At 64.6% G+C, this 19,668-nt stretch carries 15 protein-coding genes; 10 read left to right on the top strand and 5 right to left on the bottom strand.

All coding sequences use genetic code 11. The features are described 5' to 3' along the window. Positions 1 to 173 precede the first annotated feature (173 nt). Positions 174 to 1,199, top strand: coding sequence for a DNA-directed RNA polymerase subunit alpha (locus KR227_RS06395; RefSeq protein WP_218364474.1), 1,026 nt, complete (start codon positions 174 to 176; stop codon positions 1,197 to 1,199). A 94-nt stretch (positions 1,200 to 1,293) separates the two neighbouring features. After that, positions 1,294 to 1,785 carry a 50S ribosomal protein L17 gene (gene rplQ, locus KR227_RS06390; protein WP_151528914.1) on the top strand — a complete coding sequence of 164 codons (492 nt, stop codon included), beginning with the start codon at positions 1,294 to 1,296 and terminating at the stop codon, positions 1,783 to 1,785. 132 nt (positions 1,786 to 1,917) lie between these two features. Here the strand turns inward: rplQ and KR227_RS06385 are convergent, their stop codons facing one another. Continuing rightward, positions 1,918 to 2,679: a siderophore-interacting protein gene (locus KR227_RS06385; RefSeq protein WP_218364472.1), complete on the bottom strand. Its 762-nt coding sequence runs from the start codon at positions 2,677 to 2,679 to the stop codon at positions 1,918 to 1,920. 195 nt (positions 2,680 to 2,874) lie between these two features. On the opposite strand from KR227_RS06385, the gene KR227_RS06380 reads away from it, so the two are divergent. The 4 genes from KR227_RS06380 to KR227_RS06365 all read left to right on the top strand — a co-directional run bounded on the left by KR227_RS06380 (position 2,875) and on the right by KR227_RS06365 (position 7,448). Beyond that, positions 2,875 to 3,771 (top strand): DUF998 domain-containing protein, encoded by an 897-nt coding sequence (locus KR227_RS06380; protein ID WP_218364470.1) that lies wholly within the window; start codon positions 2,875 to 2,877, stop codon positions 3,769 to 3,771. A gap of 64 nt (positions 3,772 to 3,835) precedes the next feature. Continuing rightward, positions 3,836 to 4,714, top strand: a complete 879-nt coding sequence (gene truA, locus KR227_RS06375) for a tRNA pseudouridine(38-40) synthase TruA (protein ID WP_218364875.1) — start codon at positions 3,836 to 3,838, stop codon at positions 4,712 to 4,714. A 111-nt stretch (positions 4,715 to 4,825) separates the two neighbouring features. Then, a complete protein-coding gene (locus KR227_RS06370; protein ID WP_218364468.1) occupies positions 4,826 to 7,261 on the top strand; it encodes a DUF6541 family protein in 2,436 nt (811 codons plus the stop codon). A gap of 28 nt (positions 7,262 to 7,289) precedes the next feature. Beyond that, positions 7,290 to 7,448 (top strand): hypothetical protein, encoded by a 159-nt coding sequence (locus tag KR227_RS06365; RefSeq protein ID WP_218364466.1) that lies wholly within the window; start codon positions 7,290 to 7,292, stop codon positions 7,446 to 7,448. A gap of 710 nt (positions 7,449 to 8,158) precedes the next feature. Here KR227_RS06365 and KR227_RS06360 read toward each other — a convergent pair. Next, positions 8,159 to 8,740 carry an NADPH-dependent FMN reductase gene (locus tag KR227_RS06360; RefSeq protein WP_151528910.1) on the bottom strand — a complete coding sequence of 194 codons (582 nt, stop codon included), beginning with the start codon at positions 8,738 to 8,740 and terminating at the stop codon, positions 8,159 to 8,161. Positions 8,741 to 9,230: 490 nt separating this feature from the next. On the opposite strand from KR227_RS06360, the gene KR227_RS06355 reads away from it, so the two are divergent. Continuing rightward, the gene (locus KR227_RS06355) at positions 9,231 to 9,491 is read left to right on the top strand and encodes a hypothetical protein (protein WP_151549503.1); all 261 of its coding nucleotides are present in this window, start codon (positions 9,231 to 9,233) and stop codon (positions 9,489 to 9,491) included. A gap of 18 nt (positions 9,492 to 9,509) precedes the next feature. On the opposite strand, the gene KR227_RS06350 is transcribed toward KR227_RS06355, so the two are convergent. Then, the gene (locus KR227_RS06350; protein ID WP_151528908.1) at positions 9,510 to 10,196 is read right to left on the bottom strand and encodes a metal-dependent transcriptional regulator; all 687 of its coding nucleotides are present in this window, start codon (positions 10,194 to 10,196) and stop codon (positions 9,510 to 9,512) included. Between the two features lie 323 nt (positions 10,197 to 10,519). Here KR227_RS06350 and eccB point away from each other — a divergent pair, with 323 nt between their 5' ends. Continuing rightward, a complete protein-coding gene (gene eccB, locus KR227_RS06345; RefSeq protein ID WP_218364464.1) occupies positions 10,520 to 11,845 on the top strand; it encodes a type VII secretion protein EccB in 1,326 nt (441 codons plus the stop codon). Between the two features lie 60 nt (positions 11,846 to 11,905). Here eccB and KR227_RS06340 read toward each other — a convergent pair whose 3' ends face one another. Both KR227_RS06340 and eccD read right to left on the bottom strand, forming a co-directional pair. Further along, on the bottom strand, positions 11,906 to 13,120 hold the full coding sequence (locus KR227_RS06340; RefSeq protein ID WP_255549210.1) for a S8 family serine peptidase: 1,215 nt from the start codon (positions 13,118 to 13,120) through the stop codon (positions 11,906 to 11,908). A 6-nt stretch (positions 13,121 to 13,126) separates the two neighbouring features. Then, the gene (gene eccD, locus KR227_RS06335) at positions 13,127 to 14,554 is read right to left on the bottom strand and encodes a type VII secretion integral membrane protein EccD (RefSeq protein ID WP_218364461.1); all 1,428 of its coding nucleotides are present in this window, start codon (positions 14,552 to 14,554) and stop codon (positions 13,127 to 13,129) included. Between the two features lie 369 nt (positions 14,555 to 14,923). Here eccD and eccCa point away from each other — a divergent pair, with 369 nt between their 5' ends. Then, positions 14,924 to 18,562: a type VII secretion protein EccCa gene (gene eccCa / locus KR227_RS06330; protein WP_218364460.1), complete on the top strand. Its 3,639-nt coding sequence runs from the start codon at positions 14,924 to 14,926 to the stop codon at positions 18,560 to 18,562. Beyond that, positions 18,563 to 19,648 (top strand): type VII secretion-associated protein, encoded by a 1,086-nt coding sequence (locus KR227_RS06325; protein ID WP_218364459.1) that lies wholly within the window; start codon positions 18,563 to 18,565, stop codon positions 19,646 to 19,648. The last annotated feature ends 20 nt before the right edge of the window (positions 19,649 to 19,668 follow it).

Here is a 19,668-nt window from a genome sequence, read left to right as displayed (position 1 = left end):
AGCCACTCGCTGGCCCATAGCGGCCGGCGGGGCGCCATTACCGAAGAGGAATCTTCACGTGCTCGTGCTGGTGCGATGCCACCTAGGTGGTTGTTGCACCGGCAGCACAACAACGTCATATGTTCCTTATCTCAGGCGTCATATAGCGGTCGCCACACAAGGAGTTCTATCCCATGCTCATTTCGCAACGCCCTACCCTCACCGAGGAGTTCGTTGAACAGGCTCGTTCACGCTTCGTGATCGAACCGCTGGAGCCCGGCTTCGGCTACACCCTCGGTAACTCGCTGCGTCGCACCCTGCTGTCGTCCATCCCGGGCGCCGCCGTGACCAGCATCAAGATCGACGGTGTGCTCCACGAGTTCACCACCATCTCGGGTGTGAAGGAAGATGTCTCCGACATCATCCTCAACATCAAGGGCCTAGTGCTGTCCTCCGACTCCGACGAGCCGGTTGTGATGTATCTGTCCAAGGAAGGCGAAGGCGAGGTCACCGCAGCTGATATTCAGCCGCCGGCTGGCGTGGAGATCCACAACCCGGATCTGCACATCGCCTCGCTGAATGAGCAGGGTCGTCTGGACATCGAAATGGTGGTGGAGCGCGGCCGCGGCTACGTTCCCGCCACCATGTACAACGGCAGCAAGGAAATCGGTCGCATCCCCGTGGACCAGATTTACTCGCCGGTGCTCAAGGTGAGCTACAAGGTTGAGGCAACGCGTGTTGCGCAGCGCACCGACTTTGACAAGCTCATCATCGATGTGGAGACCAAGAACTCCATCACCGCCCGCGACGCTCTTGCCTCCGCCGGCAAGACCCTGGTGGAGCTGTTCGGTCTCGCCCGCGAGCTGAACACCGCCGCCGAGGGAATCGAGATCGGCCCCTCCCCGCAGGAGACCGAGAACATCGCCGCCTACAGCGTGGCCATCGAGGATCTGAACTTCTCCGTTCGCTCCTATAACTGCCTGAAGCGCCAGGACATCCACACCGTCGGTGAGCTCGCAGAGTGCACCGAGTCGGATCTGCTGGATATCCGCAACTTCGGTCAGAAGTCCATCAACGAGGTCAAGGTGAAGCTCGCAGGGCTGGGCCTGACCCTCAAGGACGCACCGGAGGACTTCGATCCCACCCAAATCGAGGGCTACGACGCCGAGACCGGCGACTTCGTGGACACTGACGCCTCCGACGCTGAAGATTCCGAGTAAGACATATCCGGGCGAAACCGCCGCCCACCAGCGCTAAACGGCTGGGCCCGCGGCGGGAATAAGCTCACAACATTCCTATACGAGGAGAACCATTATGCCTACCCCGAAGAAGGGTGCCCGTCTGGGCGGCTCGGCTTCTCACCAGAAGAAGATTCTGGCGAACCTGGCAGCCCAGCTGTTCATGAACGAGCAGATCGTTACCACCCACGCCAAGGCCAAGCTGCTGCGCCCCTACGCGGAGAAGCTCATCACCAAGGCCAAGAAGGGCACCGTCGCGGATCGCCGCAACGTTGCTAAGCACATCCAGGACAAGGATGTCATCTTCCACCTCTTCCACGAGCTGGCTCCCCAGTTCGAGGGTCGCGAGGGCGGCTACACCCGCATCATCAAGCTGGAGAACCGTCGCGGCGACAACGCCCCGATGTCCCAGATCTCGCTGGTGCTCGAGCCCACCGTCTCCACCGAGGCAGAGCGCGCCACCCGCGCAGCAGCCTCCAAGAAGGCTGAAGAGGCTCAGGCTGAGGAGACCGAGGTCGAGGAGACCGAGGCCGCTGAGACCACCGAGTCCACCGAGGACAAGGCTTAAGCGCTTCCGCTAAAGCCCGACACTCGTCGGATTCAGATAGAAACACCGCAGGGATTTCCCTGCGGTGTTCGTCTTTTCCTAGGCCCGGCCGCACTGGCTCGGCTGTGTCAGCCGCGGCCGCGCTACGGGCGCCTAATCCTGAGCGCGGGAGACGTCCCGGCTCGTACCCATCGCCTTGCCGGCAATCCAATACGCGTGGTTGTGCATGTCGGCTTTTTTCATGCCCACGTTTTTCAGCAGGTAGCGTCGCGTAGCGAGCAGCACCTTCGTTTCGCAAACAAGGTGCGGATACCAGCCCTCCCAGTCGAAGCCGCGGGCCTTTTCCAGCAGTGCCTCGCTGGTGGGAGCCACCCATTCCACCGAGATATTCTCATGCTCCATGATGGGGATCTCATGATCGGTTGCGTGCCAATCAAGCATCCACACCTGCATAGGGAAGCGGGGCGCTAAGTCCGCGGCAAGGGCGTTGACATAGGGGATACCTGCGGCATCGGCAATGAATACGAAGCCATCGGGGTCTGCACCCTCCACGTGAAAGGGGCTGGAGCCATAGTAGGCGGCATCGAATGTATCGCCCTCTGTAGCGGTCTGGGCCCACGCACACGCGGGCCCGGCAGGTTCGTGGAGCAGGAAGTAGAGGGTGAACTCCCCGGTGTCATAGTCGATATCGGTCAGGGTGTAGCCGCGCATCACTTCTTTAGCCGGGTTGTTCAGCTCTGGGAACCAGCAGCGCAGGTACTCGCCCTCGGCGGGCCGGTGGGCGCGAATGAACTCGGGCGAGCTGATGCGCAGCGCCTTCATGGTGTCGGTGTGCATCCACACCCGCTCGACCCTGCACTGCAGATCCTCCGCCCGCAGCAGCTTCATGATCGTGCCGTATATTCCCTTGCCCATGCTGCACTGTCCTTTACGCGTTCGTGGCTCGTCATGGCGTGTTAGTCACGTCGATGCTATCGGAGACAAGAATATATAGGCAAGGCGGCCCTAACTATCTAGGCGGCGCAGGGCAGTGGTGGTGCCCGCACGCGTGCTCGAGGTTTCTTCCTCGTGGTCGCTAGTCGGTCGCAGTTGATCGGTTAGGGTAGAGGCGTGAATGAAACCAGCGGCGCCCCGCAGTCCCCGCAGCCACCCGAGGAGGGTTCTCGTGCTGCGGATATGTCGAACGCCGCTACCTCCAGCACCACGCCGAGCGCCACCCCGAGCGCCACGTCGAGTACTGCGGCCGCGGGCAAGGAGCAGCGTCCGCGCCCCCGCTATGAGGATCGGCCTTCCAATGCCGCGATGCAGTGGTCGCGCATCCGCACGATCGGCTGGATGATCTTCCTCGGGCCGCTCCTGATTTTCCTGGCCCGCCTCTATGCCGCGCGGGTCTATCTGGGCGATTTCAATATCGAGACCAACCGTGTCGATGATCTCGGTGCCCGCACCTGCGGCTCCTTGCCCATGGAGATCCCCGCGGTGGAGATCTGCTCCCCGGGATTCTTCGTGTTTAACGGGGCGCTCCTCGCCACCGGGGTGTTGATGCTCACCGCCTCATTGATGTGCGAGCAGCTCCGCATGGGTATTACCCGCCTCCACCCGCTCTTAGATGCCCGCGTGACCCGGCTGATCGGCGTGTGGGGTGTGGGAGTGGGCCTAGCAGGGCTGGCGCCTCTCGATATCACCCGGTGGGTGCATGAGGCCATGCTGGGGCTGATCTACATTTCCGCGTGGTCTACCTTGGTGGTCACGTTTATCGTGATCGTCGGCGCCCGCGCCGCGCACGGGGTGAAGGCTGCCGGCTGGGCGTTCATCATCACCACCGCGCTCATACTCTTTTTCTCCGTTGTCTCCGCGATGATGTTCCTCGTGGCGGTCACCGGCGCCTCGGGAGGTATCTTCCAGCGCATCTCGCTCGATACCCTCGGGCTGTGGCTGCAGTTTTATGGTTTGACGGTGGTGCTCACCGGCTCTAAGCGTTTCACCAAGTATTTTATGAACAACTAAACGGCCGCGTCACCGTGGCCACGTCTCGCTCATCCCGCAAGGAGGATTATCTCCCGTGTCTGAGATCGACACCGCGCAGTCTGATACTGTCCGCCTGCGCTTTGACCTCGCCTATGACGGCACGGACTTTCACGGCTGGGCCAAACAATTCAACCGTGCGCGCCCCGATGCCCCGCGCCCGCGCACGGTGCAAGAGGAGCTGGAAGAGCGGCTGAGCACGATCTTTCGCCAGCCCATTGAGCTGGTGGTGGCTGGCCGTACCGATGCGGGAGTCCATGCCCTCGCCCAGGTCGCCCATGCCGATGTGCCGGCTGCGGCCCTGGAGTCCCGCTCCATCAATGGCGATCCCGCGCGTTTGGTGACGCGGCTGAATAAGATGCTCCAGGGCGATATCCAGGTTCGCGATGTGCAGCTCGCCCCGCAGGGTTTCGACGCGCGTTTTTCCGCTTTACGACGCCACTACGTCTACCGTCTCACCTGTGCCCGCGCTGGAGCCCACCCGTTGCGTCGCCGCGATACCGCGCAGGTCCGTCACGAACTGGATCTCGAGCTGATGCAACAGGCCGCGGACCGAGTGCTCGGCCTGCACGATTTTGCGGGCTTCTGCAAAGCCAAGCCCCACGCCACCACGATCCGCACTCTGCAGTATTTCCAGTGGGAGGATATCTCCACCGTCCTGGAGCCTCGGCTCTTGCAAGCGTCGCTAAGCGCGGATGCGTTTTGCTGGAACATGGTGCGCGCTCTCGTCGGCGCCTGCATCGAGGTCGGTCGCGGCGCCGAACCGGTGGAGTTCGTGGACGATCTGCTTCTCCGTGATACCCGCTCCCCGCGGCTGCGGCTGGCCCCAGCACGAGGGCTGGCGCTGGCCGGGGTGGACTATCCAACAAGCGTCGAGGAGCTACAGGCGCGCTCCCTCGTGACCAAAAAACGCCGCGATCACTAGCGGTGTGCAGCGCGGGCATACCGGCTCGTGGGGTAGTGGGTCTAGGATAAAAGTCCGTGCAGTATCCCTCATGCGAGTAATGAAGGCAGGGTAGACGCGTTGTTGTTCTCGGTGCTCACCATCACCAGTCTGGTCTTTCTGCTGCCCGGCTTTATTTTCGCCTTGATCAGCGGGCTGCGTCCCTCGAGCGCAGCTGCGATGTCCTTGCCGCTGAGCTTCGGTATTTACGGGTTGTTGGCGTGGTTGGCCGGCGCTATCGATAAAGACTACGACGGTGGATTTATCCGCGGCGGCATCATCAGCATGTGGGTGATCGCAGCCCTATGGGGCGTGGCGCGGCTCGTGATTGCCCAACGGCGCTTCGCGCGGGCGCGCGGCGGCGAAGGCTGGGGCGATGCCTCCTCGCGTATTACCGATGCGGTGCGACGCCGCGTGCGCGATAGCCGCACCTACACCTGGTTGATCGCCGCGGCCGGTGTGCTCCTGGGCGTCAGCATGTTCCTCCGACGGGGGCTGGAGATCCTCACCGACACACCCGAAGGCTTGGGCTCGATCCACCAAGGCTGGGACGTGGAATGGCACGCCAATGTGGTGCGCTATATCGCGGAGAACCACATGGCGTCGCCGACCCGCATGGGCGAGGTGCTCTCCCGTGAGCCCGAGGTGAGCCAGTTTTATCCCTCCGGCTGGCATGCCGGGGTTTTTGCGCTTGTCGACGCCAGCAACTACTCCGTTATCGAGGCACTGAATATATCCTCCATCATGCTCCCAGCACTGGGCTTTGTGATGGCCGCAGCCTATGTGGCATGGCGCATCCTTGGCTCCCGCGGCATGGCGGCGGGCATTGCGGCCGCCTTCGCCGGGATCATTGTTTACGCTATTCCGGCTGTGTTCTGGATCGGGCACTATGTGGGGGCCTGGCCGTATATCGCGGGTGTAGGCATGGCGATGATCGCTGGCTGCGCGATGATGAAGGTGCCGGAGAACCCTGGCCGGGCGTTGGCCGCGGGGATGGCTTTTTTGGGCGCGGCCCAAGTGCATTCCTCGGTCGTCACGATCGTGGTGACACTCGTGGCCTGTTATTGGCTGTTGTATCTGCTGTGGTTGCCGTCGACGACACCGGAGAATTGGCGGGAACGCATTCTCGTCCGATTGAAGGATGTGGGGTTGCTTGCCGCGACTGGTGCAGGCGCAATGCTGGTGCTCTTGCCCCAGATTGTGGCTGGTTTCGGCGCGACGAAGGAAGTGGAGGCCTTCGGGGAGGACTTCGGTTTCTCCCGTTCGGAGGCGTGGTATCACGCCGCTACGTTGCAGACCCGCCACACCGAGATTTTTGAGCTCCACATGGGGCTGCTCTGGCTGGCATTGGCCGGCGGCATTGTGGCACTGCTGTGGCGTCGCGCGCTGTGGGCCGCCGCAGCCTATGGAGTGTTCTTGGCGGTCACCACCGAAGCCTTCGAGCCTTTCGATACCGGCGTGGGAGATCTGCTGCACATGATCTCGGCGTTGCACTACAACGGCCCGCACCGGCTGGTGATGCCGGTGGGGATCTTCATCGCCGCCGGGGCCGGCGTGGCCCTCGCTGCCGCGGTGCGGCTCGTGTCTTTGGCCCCTGTGACCTGGTGGCTGCGTCGTTCCCAGATACGCCGCGCCCGTGCCGCGGCGGGGGAGCATGCCCACTCCCCAGACTATGACGATCCCGCCCCAAGCAAGCAGGTACGTACCTGGGCGGCGGCCTCTGCCGCGGTATCGCTGCTCTTCAGCGGAATCGTGGCACTCGTGGCCGTCGACGAGGCCGAGGCGGCTGTGCGCGGCGGCGACCAGTGGGCGGTGGGCTCCACCTACCGTGTAGAGCGCATGGTCACCCCCTATGATCGCCACGCCTTTGACTGGCTGGCCAAGCAGCCCGGTGCCTATGAGGGAACGATTATTGGTGAGCCGGCGGATGGTCATGGGTGGATGTACGCCTATAACGGGCTGCCCGCGGTGTTTAAGCACTATCAGTGGCCCGAGCCGCCCATTGGTTCGCCGACACACATCGCTCATGATTATCCGAACCTGGTGGGCGCTGGCACCACCTATGATCCGGATGAGGAGAACTTTGCCGATGAGATGGTCAAAAAGCTCAACGTGAAGTACTACATCTCCTCCCCGCCGATCTTCTGGCCCTTCCAGCACCCGCACCTGCGCCTCGACCACGGCAGCTGGGAATCACCCGGGCTCACCCCGGTGTACAAGGACCACGACACAGTGATCTGGGCGGTGAACGCTAACTTCACCGACAAGGAGCTGCTAGAGATTCGCAAGAACTCCCGTTTCTCCCCAGAGAAGCTGCCGCCCTTGCCCACCCGCGTCAACGACGAGGGCGAAGAGGTGCCCTATTTCCATCGCCCCTCTAAACCCAATAAGAATCGGGACCGCGATCCGAAGGAGCTCTCTGCCACCATGCAGGGCTGGCGCTTCAAGGGCAATCACCTCGATGATCCGCCCCGCGGCCCAGCACCCCAGCCGATCGCAGCCGCTGATCCAGAAGACAAGGACTCCTAACTCGACGACAGCACGGAGGTGCGCAACCATGGGCGCAGGCGACATCCTCATCATTGTTCTCATCTTCCTCATCACCTTGGTGACTCCCACAGTGGTCGTCGCCGCCAAGGTCCTCGGCAGAGGCCCGCGCCCATCGCAGCGGCGGGACTCTGGCGATGGCGCAGACGAGCGAGATGATGTGCGCTAGTTAGCGGGGTGGGGAGCAGTGGCGGATAGGTGTGGATTCTTATCCATGGGGTGTAGGTGGCCGCGCTCCTCGCCGGTGAACGTTGCCCGATCCGGATACCCTGACAGCAGTACCGTTGTGCCAGTGTGTGCGGGGACATAGAATTTTCGGTGATAGATCCTCAGTCAGGCCTCTTCCCCTTGTGGGTAATGCACACATGACCGGGGCCTTTTATTTCTATGGAGGCATACACGATGCCGAAAGGTTGGCTGAGCTACGAGCACTAGGTAGAACCGCTCGAGCAACGCGGCATGCGCATCGACGACAAGGCAGCTGCAGCACAATTCCTCGCGCGGCTTAACTACTATCGCTTGTCCGGATAGCGGTTTCCGATGCGGCGCTTCGCTCCGCCCGATGACACCGCGCACGAAGAGTTTGATGAGGGAGCCGAAGTGATCGAGGACGAGATCGGCAGAGCCGCGCATAGTGGGGCACTACCCAGTCGCCCAGCTAGATCGGCACTCTCATAGAACTCACCGCACCTTGGTGGCGCCGTTAAAGAGGTACGAAAAAGCCGCGCCAAGAGGCTGCACAGCTAGTGGGTGGTAGCTAGAGACCCACAGCTGTTGCCTCCACTAATCGCCGGTACGTGCAGACCGAAACGATTGGCGCGGCTTAATTCCTGAGCGCGATTGGTTGGGGTGTACGTAACCCCCTCCGCGCGCGGGGCGTTAGGCCTTGTTTCGCGGGTTGGCTTCCATGAGCTCGACGAAGCGCTGGACGTGGCCCTGGAGGAATTCCACCGTGGATTCCACAGCGATCTTGTCATTGTCGTCGAAAAGCGTCGGCGACTGGCCGAGGAATACCTCCGGCTGCCCCAGCATCGGCATGTCGAAGTAGGAGAGTGCCAGCTTCAGGTTCTTTTGGGAGGAGTAGCCGCCCATCCGGCCAACGGAGTGGCTGATGATCGCAGCGGGCAGGCCCTTCCATGCCACATCGGAGTTGGGCTTGGATCCGATATCAACGGCGTTCTTCAGTGCCGCGGGGATGGTGCGGTTGTTTTCTGCCGTAACGAAGAGAACGCCATCGGCTTGCTTGAGCCGCTCGCGGAACTCGGTGTACTCCTGCGGGGTGGTCTTGTCCTCGACCTCGGGGTCGTCATAATCGAAGTCGTACAAAGGCAGGTCCCGGATCTCCACGATCTCGGCGGAGATGTCCTCGGGGAACATGGGGATCACATTCTTCGCGATCTTGCGGGCGAAGGATCCACGTCGCAAACTTCCGACAAGTACTACTACGTTCTTGTTAGTCATACATACTCCTTAAAGCGTGTGTAGCTGGTGTTGAGGGGCTGCTCGGCGCTTCCCGCAGTGGAGGACGATCCTGGTGTGGGGGCCGTGCTGTGGCATAACCACGCTGAGGCACGTGCCGCTGAGACGATGAGCACGCGACGGGAAAGCTCCATCGCGGAGGGGGCCGTGCGGGCCCGCTCAGAAAGGCTCGTACTCATGCATTCGCAGCGGTGGTAATCCACTTTGAGCTGCACAAATGCGCTAATCCGCCCCGCCCGCAGCGACCGCGGGCACCAATGTGTAGTTATCCACGGCAATTATGAGCGCTTGTGATAGGCTGTGTCAAACATTTAACTTCGGCTAGGCGAACACTGTGGCTCTGTTGAGATCTGCAGTACGCGAACCGAAGACCATGCACATGTTCACCGATATGGGCAGTGGCTGTGTCCTTGACGCAGCCGGTGCCGGTGCGGTGGATGGACACTTCTCGTCATACGAGGGAGGAAGAGCGATGGATGCACAACCAGCCTCCGATGGTCACTGGATAGAAGCCGTAGGCATGTTTAGTGATCTCAAAGAGGGAAACCCCGCATCGGCTACGCGCATCTTGGCTAGCTCCCATGCGCCTGAAGAGGTCATGGAATATTTCATGAGGATGGTGAGCCTCTACCTGCGCAACGCCGATCAAGACGACGTGACTCGTTTTGTGGATGCAGCGTGGCAGATGGGACCGCCACCCCGGATCCCAGATGCGCTCCGCGGATTCTTCTGATCGCGCGGCGCAGCATAGTTAGTCCTGCGGCTGCGAGGGAATAGCGAAGATCGACTGCGCTATGGTGCTGCTGATAGTGAGCGCCTCCTCGCCGTCGTGCGGGGTGATAGTAATCGACTCACTAAAGGGCGGCCCCGCCGTGACCTGAACGCGCGTATCGAGGCCGATGTCATGTTCGGCAAGGTACTGCAAAAGCTGCGGATCATCATCGGCAATGCGGGCAATGGTCACCACGGAATGCGGTTCGCATTCCGTTAATCGCACCGCGGGCGGGCGGATAATAGTGCCCTGTGAGTCAGGAATTGCGTCCCCGTGCGGGTCGCGTTGTGGATGGCCAAGGTGCTCATCCAATCGTTCGATCATCAGATCAGACACCACATGTTCAAGAGCATCCGCTTCGCGATCCACCTGTTCCCAGCGATATCCCAAGGTATCCACGAGGAAGGTTTCGATCAGGCGGTGCCTGCGCACCATGGCCACTGCGTACTCTCTGCCCAGATCCGTGAGAGTCACTGCTGAATAGCGCGAGTGCTCGACGAGGCCGGCGTCACTAAGCTTGCGCAACGCATCGGAGACCGTGGACTTCTTCACCCCAGCTTTGTCCGCGATCATTCCCGTGGTGATGGGCGCCGTACTCCATTCGCTCAGCCCCCAAATGATCTTCACATAATTCTGGGTACTGGCAGATAACGAGCTAACAGACATGGTTCCAGACTACCCGTACTTCGGGGCTCCCAACTCAGAATTTCGTTTAGTCAGCGATATCGCTAACGGCGCTGGGGCGATGCTGGCTATTCTCCAGCGAGAAGATGGTGTGTGCCCTCACCCTGCACCCCGCCTGCGCAGCGTTTAAAGTGAGAGCAGCGTCGCTCAGCGCAGGTACACAGCACAGAATCTGCAGGCCTTGAGGCCATCAGCACCCGTCGGGGGACGGGGTGCGTCGAAAAGCCACGTAGAGGCTTTCGCGTGAGTGTGTGTGCGAGGGCGCAGTTCCAATAATCATTCTCGGGGGAGGAGTCTGGTGCCACATGGGTGAGCACTCCGATACACATCATCAGCCGCTGCGATCGATCCTGCAGCCCACCACGCAGGCGCAGGTGAGCGGCTATAAGTTTCTGCTCCGCCGCGCCGAGCTCGGGGCGGTGATGGGCGATATTCGAATGATCCACGATCCGCTCGGGGCGCGGAATAAGGCGCTGGCCTTTGGTGCTGCCGCGGCTGTGGTGGTGGGGTTGGGCGCCGGCGCGATGGCGCTATTTTCGCCGCAGCGCGATCCAGGGGAGGCGCCGATCATGGTGGCCGAGTCGGGGGCGCTCTATGTGCGCTCTGAGGAGGGCGTTCATCCCGTGACGAATCTGGCCTCGGCGCGGCTGGTGGTGGGCGAGGCCGCCACCCCGGCGCGGATTTCGGATGCGGTGCTGGCCACGCAGCGTTTCGCGCATGAGGTGGGCATCGGTGTGGCGCCGTCGGCCGTGGCGGATTCGGCGCCGGAGCAGCCTTTGGTGGCCTGCCACGAGGTGCGTAGTGATGAGCTGCACGTGGGTTCGGGGATTGCGTATCGGCCGCTAACGGAGGAGGAGGCGTTTGTGGCCCGCGATGAGCGCGGTACGCAGTGGTTGATCACCTCCGAGGGGCGTCGCCGGCTGCCTTTTGCGCGTGATGAGCTGGGGGCCGCTACCCGCCAGGCAGTGGGGGTGGATAGAGACACGCCGGTGGTGGAGACCACCAGTACGTGGCTGAATACTGTGCATGCGCTGCCGGATTTCGCGGTGCCCTCGGCCCCGTGGGAGATCGCGGATGTGGGTGAGGCCGCCTATCTCATCCGCCGCGAGAACCTGATAGAGCTCACGGATACGCAACGCAGCATTCTCGTGCAACTGGGGGCGCGGACGCGTGAGCGCACGCGGGAGGAGATCAGTGGTTTCGGCGATAGTGGGCAGACACTGCAGCTGCTGCGTCGCCCCTATTCGCTTATCGACGCCCCCTTCCTCGGCGCGCCCGAGTCGCATCCAGCGGCGGTGTGCTCGGCGGGGAAACAGCGCGGCCCTGGGGTGCGGATGCGCGCGCTGGAGGGTTCGATCCCCGTGTTGGGCGCCCATGCCACCCATTACCGTCCGGCCTATGAGGATGAGCAGCGCTCGGGCCTAGCCTTTGGGGTGGATACCGCCCAGGGCACGCATGTGATCTCGGAGACGGGGCGGCGGCATGCGGTGCCCTCAGACAAAGAGCTGGCGGTGGTGGGGGTGGAGTCCACCACGGCGGCCTCGTGGTCGGTGGTGTCGTTATTGCCGGAGGGCGAGGTGCTGTCTTTTGAGGCGGCCCGTGCTCCCGCGCATCGCCGTATAGAGGAGTAATTCGGCGCTTAAAGTACCCCCTCGCCCTCGCCGCAGTCTGTGGGCGAGGGGCGAGGGGTTTTAGGCCTCGCGGTCGCTGCGCCAGCCGCGGATAATGGCGCGGAGTGCGATGGCGGCGAGGGCCACCGCTGCCATGATCGCCACCCGGTTGCGGGTGGGATCGCTCTGCGCGGTGCGGATAGTGATATCCCGCTCCGCTGCGCTGGTGCGGGTGTCGAGATCGAGATGAGTGAGTACGGCGTGGATATCGAATTCACCCCGCGCTGGGTCGGCGATAGTGGCCAGTCGCGCTCGAATCTCCGCTGGGCTGGCGTGGCGGTCGCGCTGCAGCAGGAGTGCCACCGCGCCAGAGACTATCGGCGCGGCGAAGCTGGTGCCGATATAGCCGTGTACTTGGCCCTCATCGCGGTATACCCCAGAGGCGAGGCCGCTTCCTTCCGAGTGCAGGGCTATGGGAACATCGCCGGTGGCGCTGAGCTGCAGCCCGGTGTCCTCGGCGGCGGGGAGCGTGTACTCGGCGAGGCTGCGCGCGGAGTGATCGACGGCGCTGACCGCGATCACGGTGGGCAGATGCGCCGGATACACCACATCACCGGGGGAGCACCTCTCGGAAGCATTGCCGGCCGCGGCGACCACCACGACGTTGCTGGCCTCCGCCCGCCGTACCGCGGCGCGGAGCGCTCGCGTGTTCAGCCCCGCGGCGCGGGCGGGAGAGACACAGGACACCACCGACACATTGATCACATCCGCCTTGGCGTCGATAGCCGCATCGATAGCCTCGGCGAGATTCGCGAGATTGCCGCTGCTGTCGCGCTGCGGGCTGCGATAGTGGGCGCTGGTGTGGCGGATGCTGAGGATCTCGGCATCCGGGGCGATGCCGGTGAGTTCATCGCTGCTGGGGTCGGGGCGCATGCCGATAATCCCCGCCACTACGGTGCCGTGGGAGTCACAATCATGATCCGCGCGCGGCTGCTCGGGGTGGATAAAATCCGCACCCGGGGTTATGCGCAGGCGCGGATGCTGCGCCACCCCGGTATCGACCACGGCGACTTTTACCCCAGCGCCGGTGGCGTGCTGGTGGGTATCGCGGAGGGCGAGGGAGCGTCGTAAAGCCTCATCCCACGCGGCACGATCGCCAGCGGAGTCGCTGATCTGTGCGGGCTGAGCGCAGGCAATGTCTGGGGTGTTCGGTGCGGGCGGCGATTCCTGGGCGACGGTGAGAGGGGCACAGCCAACGAGCAGCACGGCGGCCAGCAGGGGAGATACGAAGCGCATCACGGCCTACCACCCCCAGGTGCGGATCGCGGTGAATACGCCCATGAGGTGCGCGGAGAGCGGAATGATGGCGGCCAATGCGATATGCTCCACCCGCTCGAGGCGCCGCTGCCATGTGGGCTCCATGGTCGATAGCGGCCCGGTGAGCAGGGGAGCGGCGCCCGCGAGCGCGAGCACAGCCCCGGCGATCACCAGCGGCCAGATAATCCACGAACCCTGGCCGGCAAGCTCCGCGGTGGCCATATGCAGCGCGCAGAGCGCGAGCGCGGCCACCCCGGCGCAGCTAGAGACCCACAACGCCCACATGCTCCAGACATCGTGATGACGGGCGGCATGCACCACCACGGACCCCACGGTGCAGGCCACCAAGGCGAGGGCGAAGGCATCGGCGCGCTGGGCGAGCACCAGCAGCAGCGGGCTCAGCACCACCGTGAGCCCGAGGTAGAAACCGCCTAGGATCTGCGCAGTCCTGCGGGCCTTCTTCTCCGGCTCGGCGATCGTATGATCGGCCACCTCGAGGTCCTGGCCGGCCGATGGGATCAGCGGCACCCGCAGGCCCGCGGTTTTGAGTGCCACACTGGGCGCGGCGCTCATAGCCACCATGGCCACCGCGATGGTGCCGGCGCTGGCAGCCACCCACTGGCCGCTCGCGGCCAGCAGCCCGCCGCACACCGTCAGTAGGGCGACCGTGGTGATCGCCGCGGCACAGTGTCGAATATGCAGGGCCTTCGCGCCGAGGGCGGTGGCGGCGGCCAGTCCACCCGCAGCAGCCACCAGCGTCCACCCCGCAGCGCTACTCGAGAGCACCAAGGACTCCACACCGCGCTGCTGGGCGGCGCTGGCCCCGGCTATCGCTGCGCTGAGCTGGGCAATGGCCGTATAGCAGGCGGTGGCCTCTGGGCTGAGCCGGCGGCGCGCCCGCAGGGCCACCGCGCTGGCCGCCAGGGCGAGGCTGGCGCACCACCACGCCACTGCGGTGGGGCTTAAGGGTGCGGCCACCGCGCCGAGACACAGCACCAGGCCCGCCACCAGCAGCGGTAGCGTATCGAGGCCGCGCCGGCAGGGCGTGCTGGCGGCGTCGGCAAGCGCATGGGCGGTGTCTTTGACCACCGGCGCGGCGTGCTGCTCATAGGGGCCGAGCACCAGCACGCCCCCATGTAGGAAGGGCACGGTATGCAGCGGCCGGGTGGCGTCGATAGGCACCCCCGCGGCGGTGCGCCCCTGCCAGGGCACGCTGATACTCGGCGCATCGAGGAGATCTAAGACCTCATCGAGCACCTCCGCCAGTGAGGAACGCGGCGGCAACACAATATCGAGCTGGCGATTGCGCTCGGGCTGCTCCGGCACGTCGAGACGGATGGTGGTGGTCACCGCCGTGGTGGCGGGGCGCGGCTCGGGCGGCGGCGCCGATGGTGAGTGCAGTGACAGCGTCACAAGAAATTCCCCCTGAGTAGATAACACGATCACGCCCACAGACGGCGCAGAGAGATAGCTAGGCTCGCGCGCGCAGATGATAGCGCCGAGTACTGCTGCGATGGTTCCCCCGAACCATCTCCCCCTCCACCCTCCATGGGGTGCTGGCGAGCTGCAGGCACGCAACCGTTGGCCTGCAGTGCCCATCAGCTTGGCTTAGGATCAGTGCCGTGTCCACTCGAGGCGCACCCCGCCGCGGCCGAGCAGTGCTGTACCGGTGGGGCTGAGCGATCGAGCGGGCGACGTCGATCATGCATGCGGCGCGGGGATGGGGGACATGCCTGCGCGCCGGGTGCAGCCAGTATCCGTGCTACGGGGGGAGTTTGAGATATGGCTGTCGCATTTCCGCAGGCAGTAGAAGAAACCAGAGCGATCGAGCGGATCGCCGCACCACCGCTGCCCAGCGGCAGCATCCAGCCGGAGGCCGTACCGGATGCCCCGACGCGGCAGCCCGTGCCGCTGGTGCGCATCATCATCCCAGTGGTGATGGTGCTGGCCATGGTGGGCATGGTGGCGCTGATGCTCACCGGGGAGCGGCAGCTTAATCCCATGATGCTGCTCTTTCCGCTGATGATGGGCGCCTCGATGCTGGCGATGTTTCTGCCCCAGGGCGGCGAGGACAGCGATGACACCCGCCGCACCTACCTGCGGCATCTCTCGCATGTGCGCCGCGCCGCGCTGAACAACGCCGCCGCGCAGCGCGCCCACGAGCTGCACCGCCACCCCGATCCGAAGGCGCTCTACGCCGCCGCCGGCTCGCCGCGGATGTGGGAGCGCAGCCTCGGCGATCCCGATGTGGGGGAGGTGCGCATCGGGCGTGGCACCACCGCGCTGTGCACACCGATCGAATTACAGAACATCAACGCCACCGAGGACCTTGACCCGGTGTGCGCGGTGGCGCTGCGCCACATGGTGACCGCCGTGGACACCGTGCCCGCCATGCCGCTGGTGGTGCAGGTGGGATCGTTTAGCGTGATCTCACTGCACGGGGAGAAGGCCCGGGCTCTCGCGCGGGCACTCATCGCCCAACTGGTTTTTCACCACGGCCCCGAGGCCATCGGCATCGAGGTGCTCAGCGGGGCGCGAGCCACTACCGCCGACGCCGAGGGGGAGTGGCAGTGGCTGAAATGGCTACCGCACACCCGCACTCCCAGCGAGGCCGCCTGCCGGGTGCTCATCGTGGATATCGACGATGCCGAGCAGCCCGCCCACCTCGTGGGCTCGCGCCGCTGGGATCTCATCATCGCCATCGACGCCCACCAGGCCACACCGCTGTATGAGGCAGCCTTCAATGATGGGCTGATCCTGCGCGCCGATGCCGCGCTGGTGGTCTCGATTCTTGGCGGCGAGGAAAACATTGGGGTGCCCGATACCCTCAGCATCGCCGAGGCCACCTGCCTAGCCAAGGCCCTTCATCCCCACGATCGACCCGAGCGGCAGAGCAGCGCCCCTTCGGGAGAGCTCCTGCCGCTGCTCGGCTACCACGAGCGGGAGCATGTGCGCGCCGAAACCCTGTGGGCGCCGCGCGCCCCGGGCGATCCCACCCGTCTCAATGTGCCTATCGGCGTGGGAAGCGATGGCCAGCCGCTGCTGCTCGATATCAAAGAATCCGCCCACGGCGGGGTGGGGCCGCACGGGCTGTGCATCGGTGCCACGGGATCGGGAAAATCCGAGCTCCTGCGCACGTTCGTGGTCTCTCTCGCCCTTAGCCACTCCCCAGCGGAGCTGAACTTTGTGCTGGTGGACTTCAAAGGTGGCGCCACCTTCCTCGGCCTCGATGGCCTGCCGCATACCTCCGCGGTGATCACCAACCTGCACGCCGAAGCTGATCTAGTAGAGCGCATGAGCGACGCCATCTCCGGGGAGATGAACCGCCGCCAAGAAGTACTGCGTGCGGCCGGCAACGTGCCCAATGTGGAGGCCTTCAACGCCGCCGCGGCCGCCGCTGGCACCGAGCCGATGCCGGCGCTGGTGATCGTGATCGATGAGTTCTCCGAGCTGCTCGGCCAGCACCCCGACTTCGCCGATCTCTTCGCCGCCGTCGGCCGGCTGGGCCGCTCCCTGCACATCCATCTGCTGCTCGCCAGCCAGCGCCTGGAGGAGGGGCGGCTGCGCGGGCTGGACTCGCACTTAAGCTACCGCATTGGGTTGCGCACCTTCTCGGCCATGGAATCCCGCCACGTACTCGGCGTGCCGGACGCCTATGAGCTGCCCAATCAACCCGGCCGTGGCTTCATCAAAGCCGATGCCGCCGAGGTGCGCGGCTTCCAAGCCAGCTATGTCTCCGGCCCGGTCAGCGCCAGCACCGGCCCCGCTGCGGAGGCGATCGGGCGGGTGGGCCGCTTCGATACCCGCGCCGATACCCTGCCCGAGCCGTGCCTGCCCGCCGCCAGCGCCAGCTCGCAGCAAGACCCCTCGAGCACGCAGACGCTCGTGGATCTCACCGTGGAACTCACCACCGCTCGCGCCGCCCAGCTGGGGCTAAAGGCGCACAAGGTGTGGCTGGATCCGCTGCCCGCCGCCATCCCGCTCGGCGGGGTGGTGGAGGATCTCGGCCCGCTACGCGCCCCGGTGGGTGTGATCGATCGTCCCTATGAGCAGCGCCAAGATCCCCTCGTGGTGGACTTCACCGGCCAACACGGGCATGTGGCTGTCTGTGGCGGGCCGCAGAGCGGCAAAACCACCATGCTGCGCAGCATCGCCACCGCGCTCGCCTCCACCCACAGCACCGAGACGCTGCGCCTCTACGCTCTGGACCTCGGCGGCGGTGGACTCGGCACCCTCGATCGCCTGCCGCATACCGCCGGGGTGGCTGGCCGCGAGCAGGAAGAAACCATCGCCCGCGTGGTGGATGAGGTGCTCGGCTTCATCGATGAGCCGGAACAGCGCCACACTTTTTTGCTTATCGACGGCTGGCAGGCACTCACCACCGACTTCGAGGAGCTCACCCCGAGCCTGCAGCGCATCGCCAGCGAGGGCCTCGCGGCGCGGGTGCACCTGGTGATCTCTACCTCCCGCTGGACCGCCCTGCGGCCATCGGTGCGGGATCTCATCGGCCAACGTTATGAGCTGCGCTTGCCCGAGGCCATGGACTCCATGATTGATCGCCGCCGCCAAGAAAAACTCCCCGCCCTGCCCGGCCGGGGGCTGAACGCGGCAGGGGAGAATATCCTCATCGCCCAATCCAGCGCCCAAGACATCGCCCATGTGGCCCAGCAGAGCGAGGAGGCCGGCATGGCGGCCGTGCCCGCATTAAAAACCCTGCCCCTCACCCTGCCGGCCGCCAGCCTGCCCGACTCCGAGCAGGTGCTGCTAGGTATAGGCGGGGCCCGACTCGAGCCGGTGGCGGTGGACTTCAGCGACACCCAACACGTGATTGCCCTCGGCAACAAGGGCTGTGGCAAATCCCAGCTGCTCAAGGTCGTGGGCCGGCAGCTCGCCCAGCTGCTGCAGGAGCAGGCACGGCTGCTGCTCATCGATCATCGCCGCCGCCACCTCGGGGTAGTCCCCGAGCACATGCTGGCCGGCTATAGCGGCACCACCGACGCCAGCCGCAGCCTCATCAGCGATCTCTGCACCACGCTGCGCCAACGCCTCCCCAGCGAAGACATCACCCCGCAGCAGCTGCTCGAACGTTCCTGGTGGAGCGGACCCGAGCTATATCTGCTGATCGACGACGCCGAGCTGCTGCCGCACGGGCTCCTCGATCCGCTCGCGCCCCTGCTGCCACACGCCACCGATATCGGCCTGCACCTGATCTACGCCCGCAAATCCGGCGGTGCCTCCCGCGCCTTCTACGCGCCCGGGCTCGCCGAATTGAAGGACTCCTCGCCGCTGGTGCTGCTCTTCGACAGCGACAAAGACGAGGGCCCGCTCTTCGGGGCGCGGCCTGCCACCCTCGCGCCGGGTAGGGCCCAGTTGATCCGCGGCGGCAGTGCCGAGGGACTCATTCAGGTGGTGAGTGACTAAATGATGCCCCGTTGGGAAGTCTCCGTCACCGATGCGCTCACCATCGTGGTCGAAGCAACCACCGCTAAAGCGCACTATTTCTATGATCTTGGCGCCGCCGCCTTAAGCGAGCCCGATCAGGCCCGCCGCTTAGTCTCTGAGCTGCGGGATCTGACCGGTAGCCAGTGGCCGCAGGTGGAGGTGATTATCGACGCCGCCGAAGAACCCGGCGAGTGCCTGCTCGAGCAGTGTCACACCGCCCGCGTGCGGGCCTGGCGCTATGGCGAGCCGCCACCCGAGCCAGCAGAGCCTACAGAGCCTACGGCGCCTGCCGAGGTGCCTGCCCCAAACGCCTCCGCGCCACGATCTGCCACCGCGCCGCGGCCGGAGCCCGAGGACGGCCCGTGGCCGCAGCCGCCACAGGGCGTGCGCCGCCGATCTCTTCAGGGTGGCGGCATCGCCCGGCTGCTGGAGCGGGTCAATCTCTTTAGCGTGGCCATCGTGGCCGTGGTGCTGCTGGTGGTGGGGGTGAGCTGGTGGTCCACCCGCCAGTCATTAGAACCGGCGCCGGTACGCACGGTGGCGGAACCGGAGCAGTCGAGCTCCAGCCCGCCGCCGAGTGACAGTGCCGGGGAGGAGACGTCGACAAGCGCGGAGGCGCCGCGAGAGATCGTGGTAGAGCGCGGCCCAGTGCGGGTGCGCACCCCAGAGGGATTTGAGATTAGTGACCGCGGGGACAGTAGCTTTCAGCTCAACGGTGCCGATCCCGAACTGCGCATCCTCATCTCCTTCGATGAGGTTTATTCCGTGTCGGCGGCGGCGGTGATCGCTGAGATAGAGTCGATGGTGGCCGTGGATGAGACACTGCGCACCGAGGCGGCGGTATTTCGCCGGCATGGGCAGCCCGCCCAGACCAGCTATGTGGAAGAACCAGGCGATGGCTCGGTGGTGCGCTGGACCGCCTGGGTCGAGCAGGGGACGTTGATCAGCGTGGGCTGTCATTCACGGCACCAGCCCAGCCATGCGCATACCGCCAGCTGCCGCATGGCGGTGGATAGTCTCGAGCACCGCGATAACACCACCGGCGATGGGGAGAAGCTTTTTTAGCCGGGGCGGAACCTCAGCCG

This window comes from Corynebacterium sp. TAE3-ERU30, from assembly GCF_019209925.1.
In the GTDB taxonomy this organism is placed as follows: Bacteria; Actinomycetota; Actinomycetes; order Mycobacteriales; family Mycobacteriaceae; genus Corynebacterium; species Corynebacterium megadyptis.
The sequence above is the reverse complement of the archived record's forward strand: the minus strand, read 5'-3'. Positions and strand labels throughout refer to the sequence as shown.

What these genes read in the sequence shown, in the direction of transcription:
- KR227_RS06325 (WP_218364459.1), top strand. Translation starts at nt 18,563, where the DNA reads ATGATGCCCCGTTGGGAAGTCTCCGTCACCGATGCGCTCACCATCGTG.
- KR227_RS06350 (WP_151528908.1), bottom strand. Translation starts at nt 10,196, where the DNA reads ATGTCTGTTAGCTCGTTATCTGCCAGTACCCAGAATTATGTGAAGATC.
- eccB (WP_218364464.1), top strand. Translation starts at nt 10,520, where the DNA reads ATGGGTGAGCACTCCGATACACATCATCAGCCGCTGCGATCGATCCTG.
- KR227_RS06385 (WP_218364472.1), bottom strand. Translation starts at nt 2,679, where the DNA reads ATGGGCAAGGGAATATACGGCACGATCATGAAGCTGCTGCGGGCGGAG.
- KR227_RS06365 (WP_218364466.1), top strand. Translation starts at nt 7,290, where the DNA reads ATGGGCGCAGGCGACATCCTCATCATTGTTCTCATCTTCCTCATCACC.
- KR227_RS06355 (WP_151549503.1), top strand. Translation starts at nt 9,231, where the DNA reads ATGGATGCACAACCAGCCTCCGATGGTCACTGGATAGAAGCCGTAGGC.
- eccCa (WP_218364460.1), top strand. Translation starts at nt 14,924, where the DNA reads ATGGCTGTCGCATTTCCGCAGGCAGTAGAAGAAACCAGAGCGATCGAG.
- rplQ (WP_151528914.1), top strand. Translation starts at nt 1,294, where the DNA reads ATGCCTACCCCGAAGAAGGGTGCCCGTCTGGGCGGCTCGGCTTCTCAC.
- KR227_RS06395 (WP_218364474.1), top strand. Translation starts at nt 174, where the DNA reads ATGCTCATTTCGCAACGCCCTACCCTCACCGAGGAGTTCGTTGAACAG.
- KR227_RS06360 (WP_151528910.1), bottom strand. Translation starts at nt 8,740, where the DNA reads ATGACTAACAAGAACGTAGTAGTACTTGTCGGAAGTTTGCGACGTGGA.
- KR227_RS06340 (WP_255549210.1), bottom strand. Translation starts at nt 13,120, where the DNA reads ATGCGCTTCGTATCTCCCCTGCTGGCCGCCGTGCTGCTCGTTGGCTGT.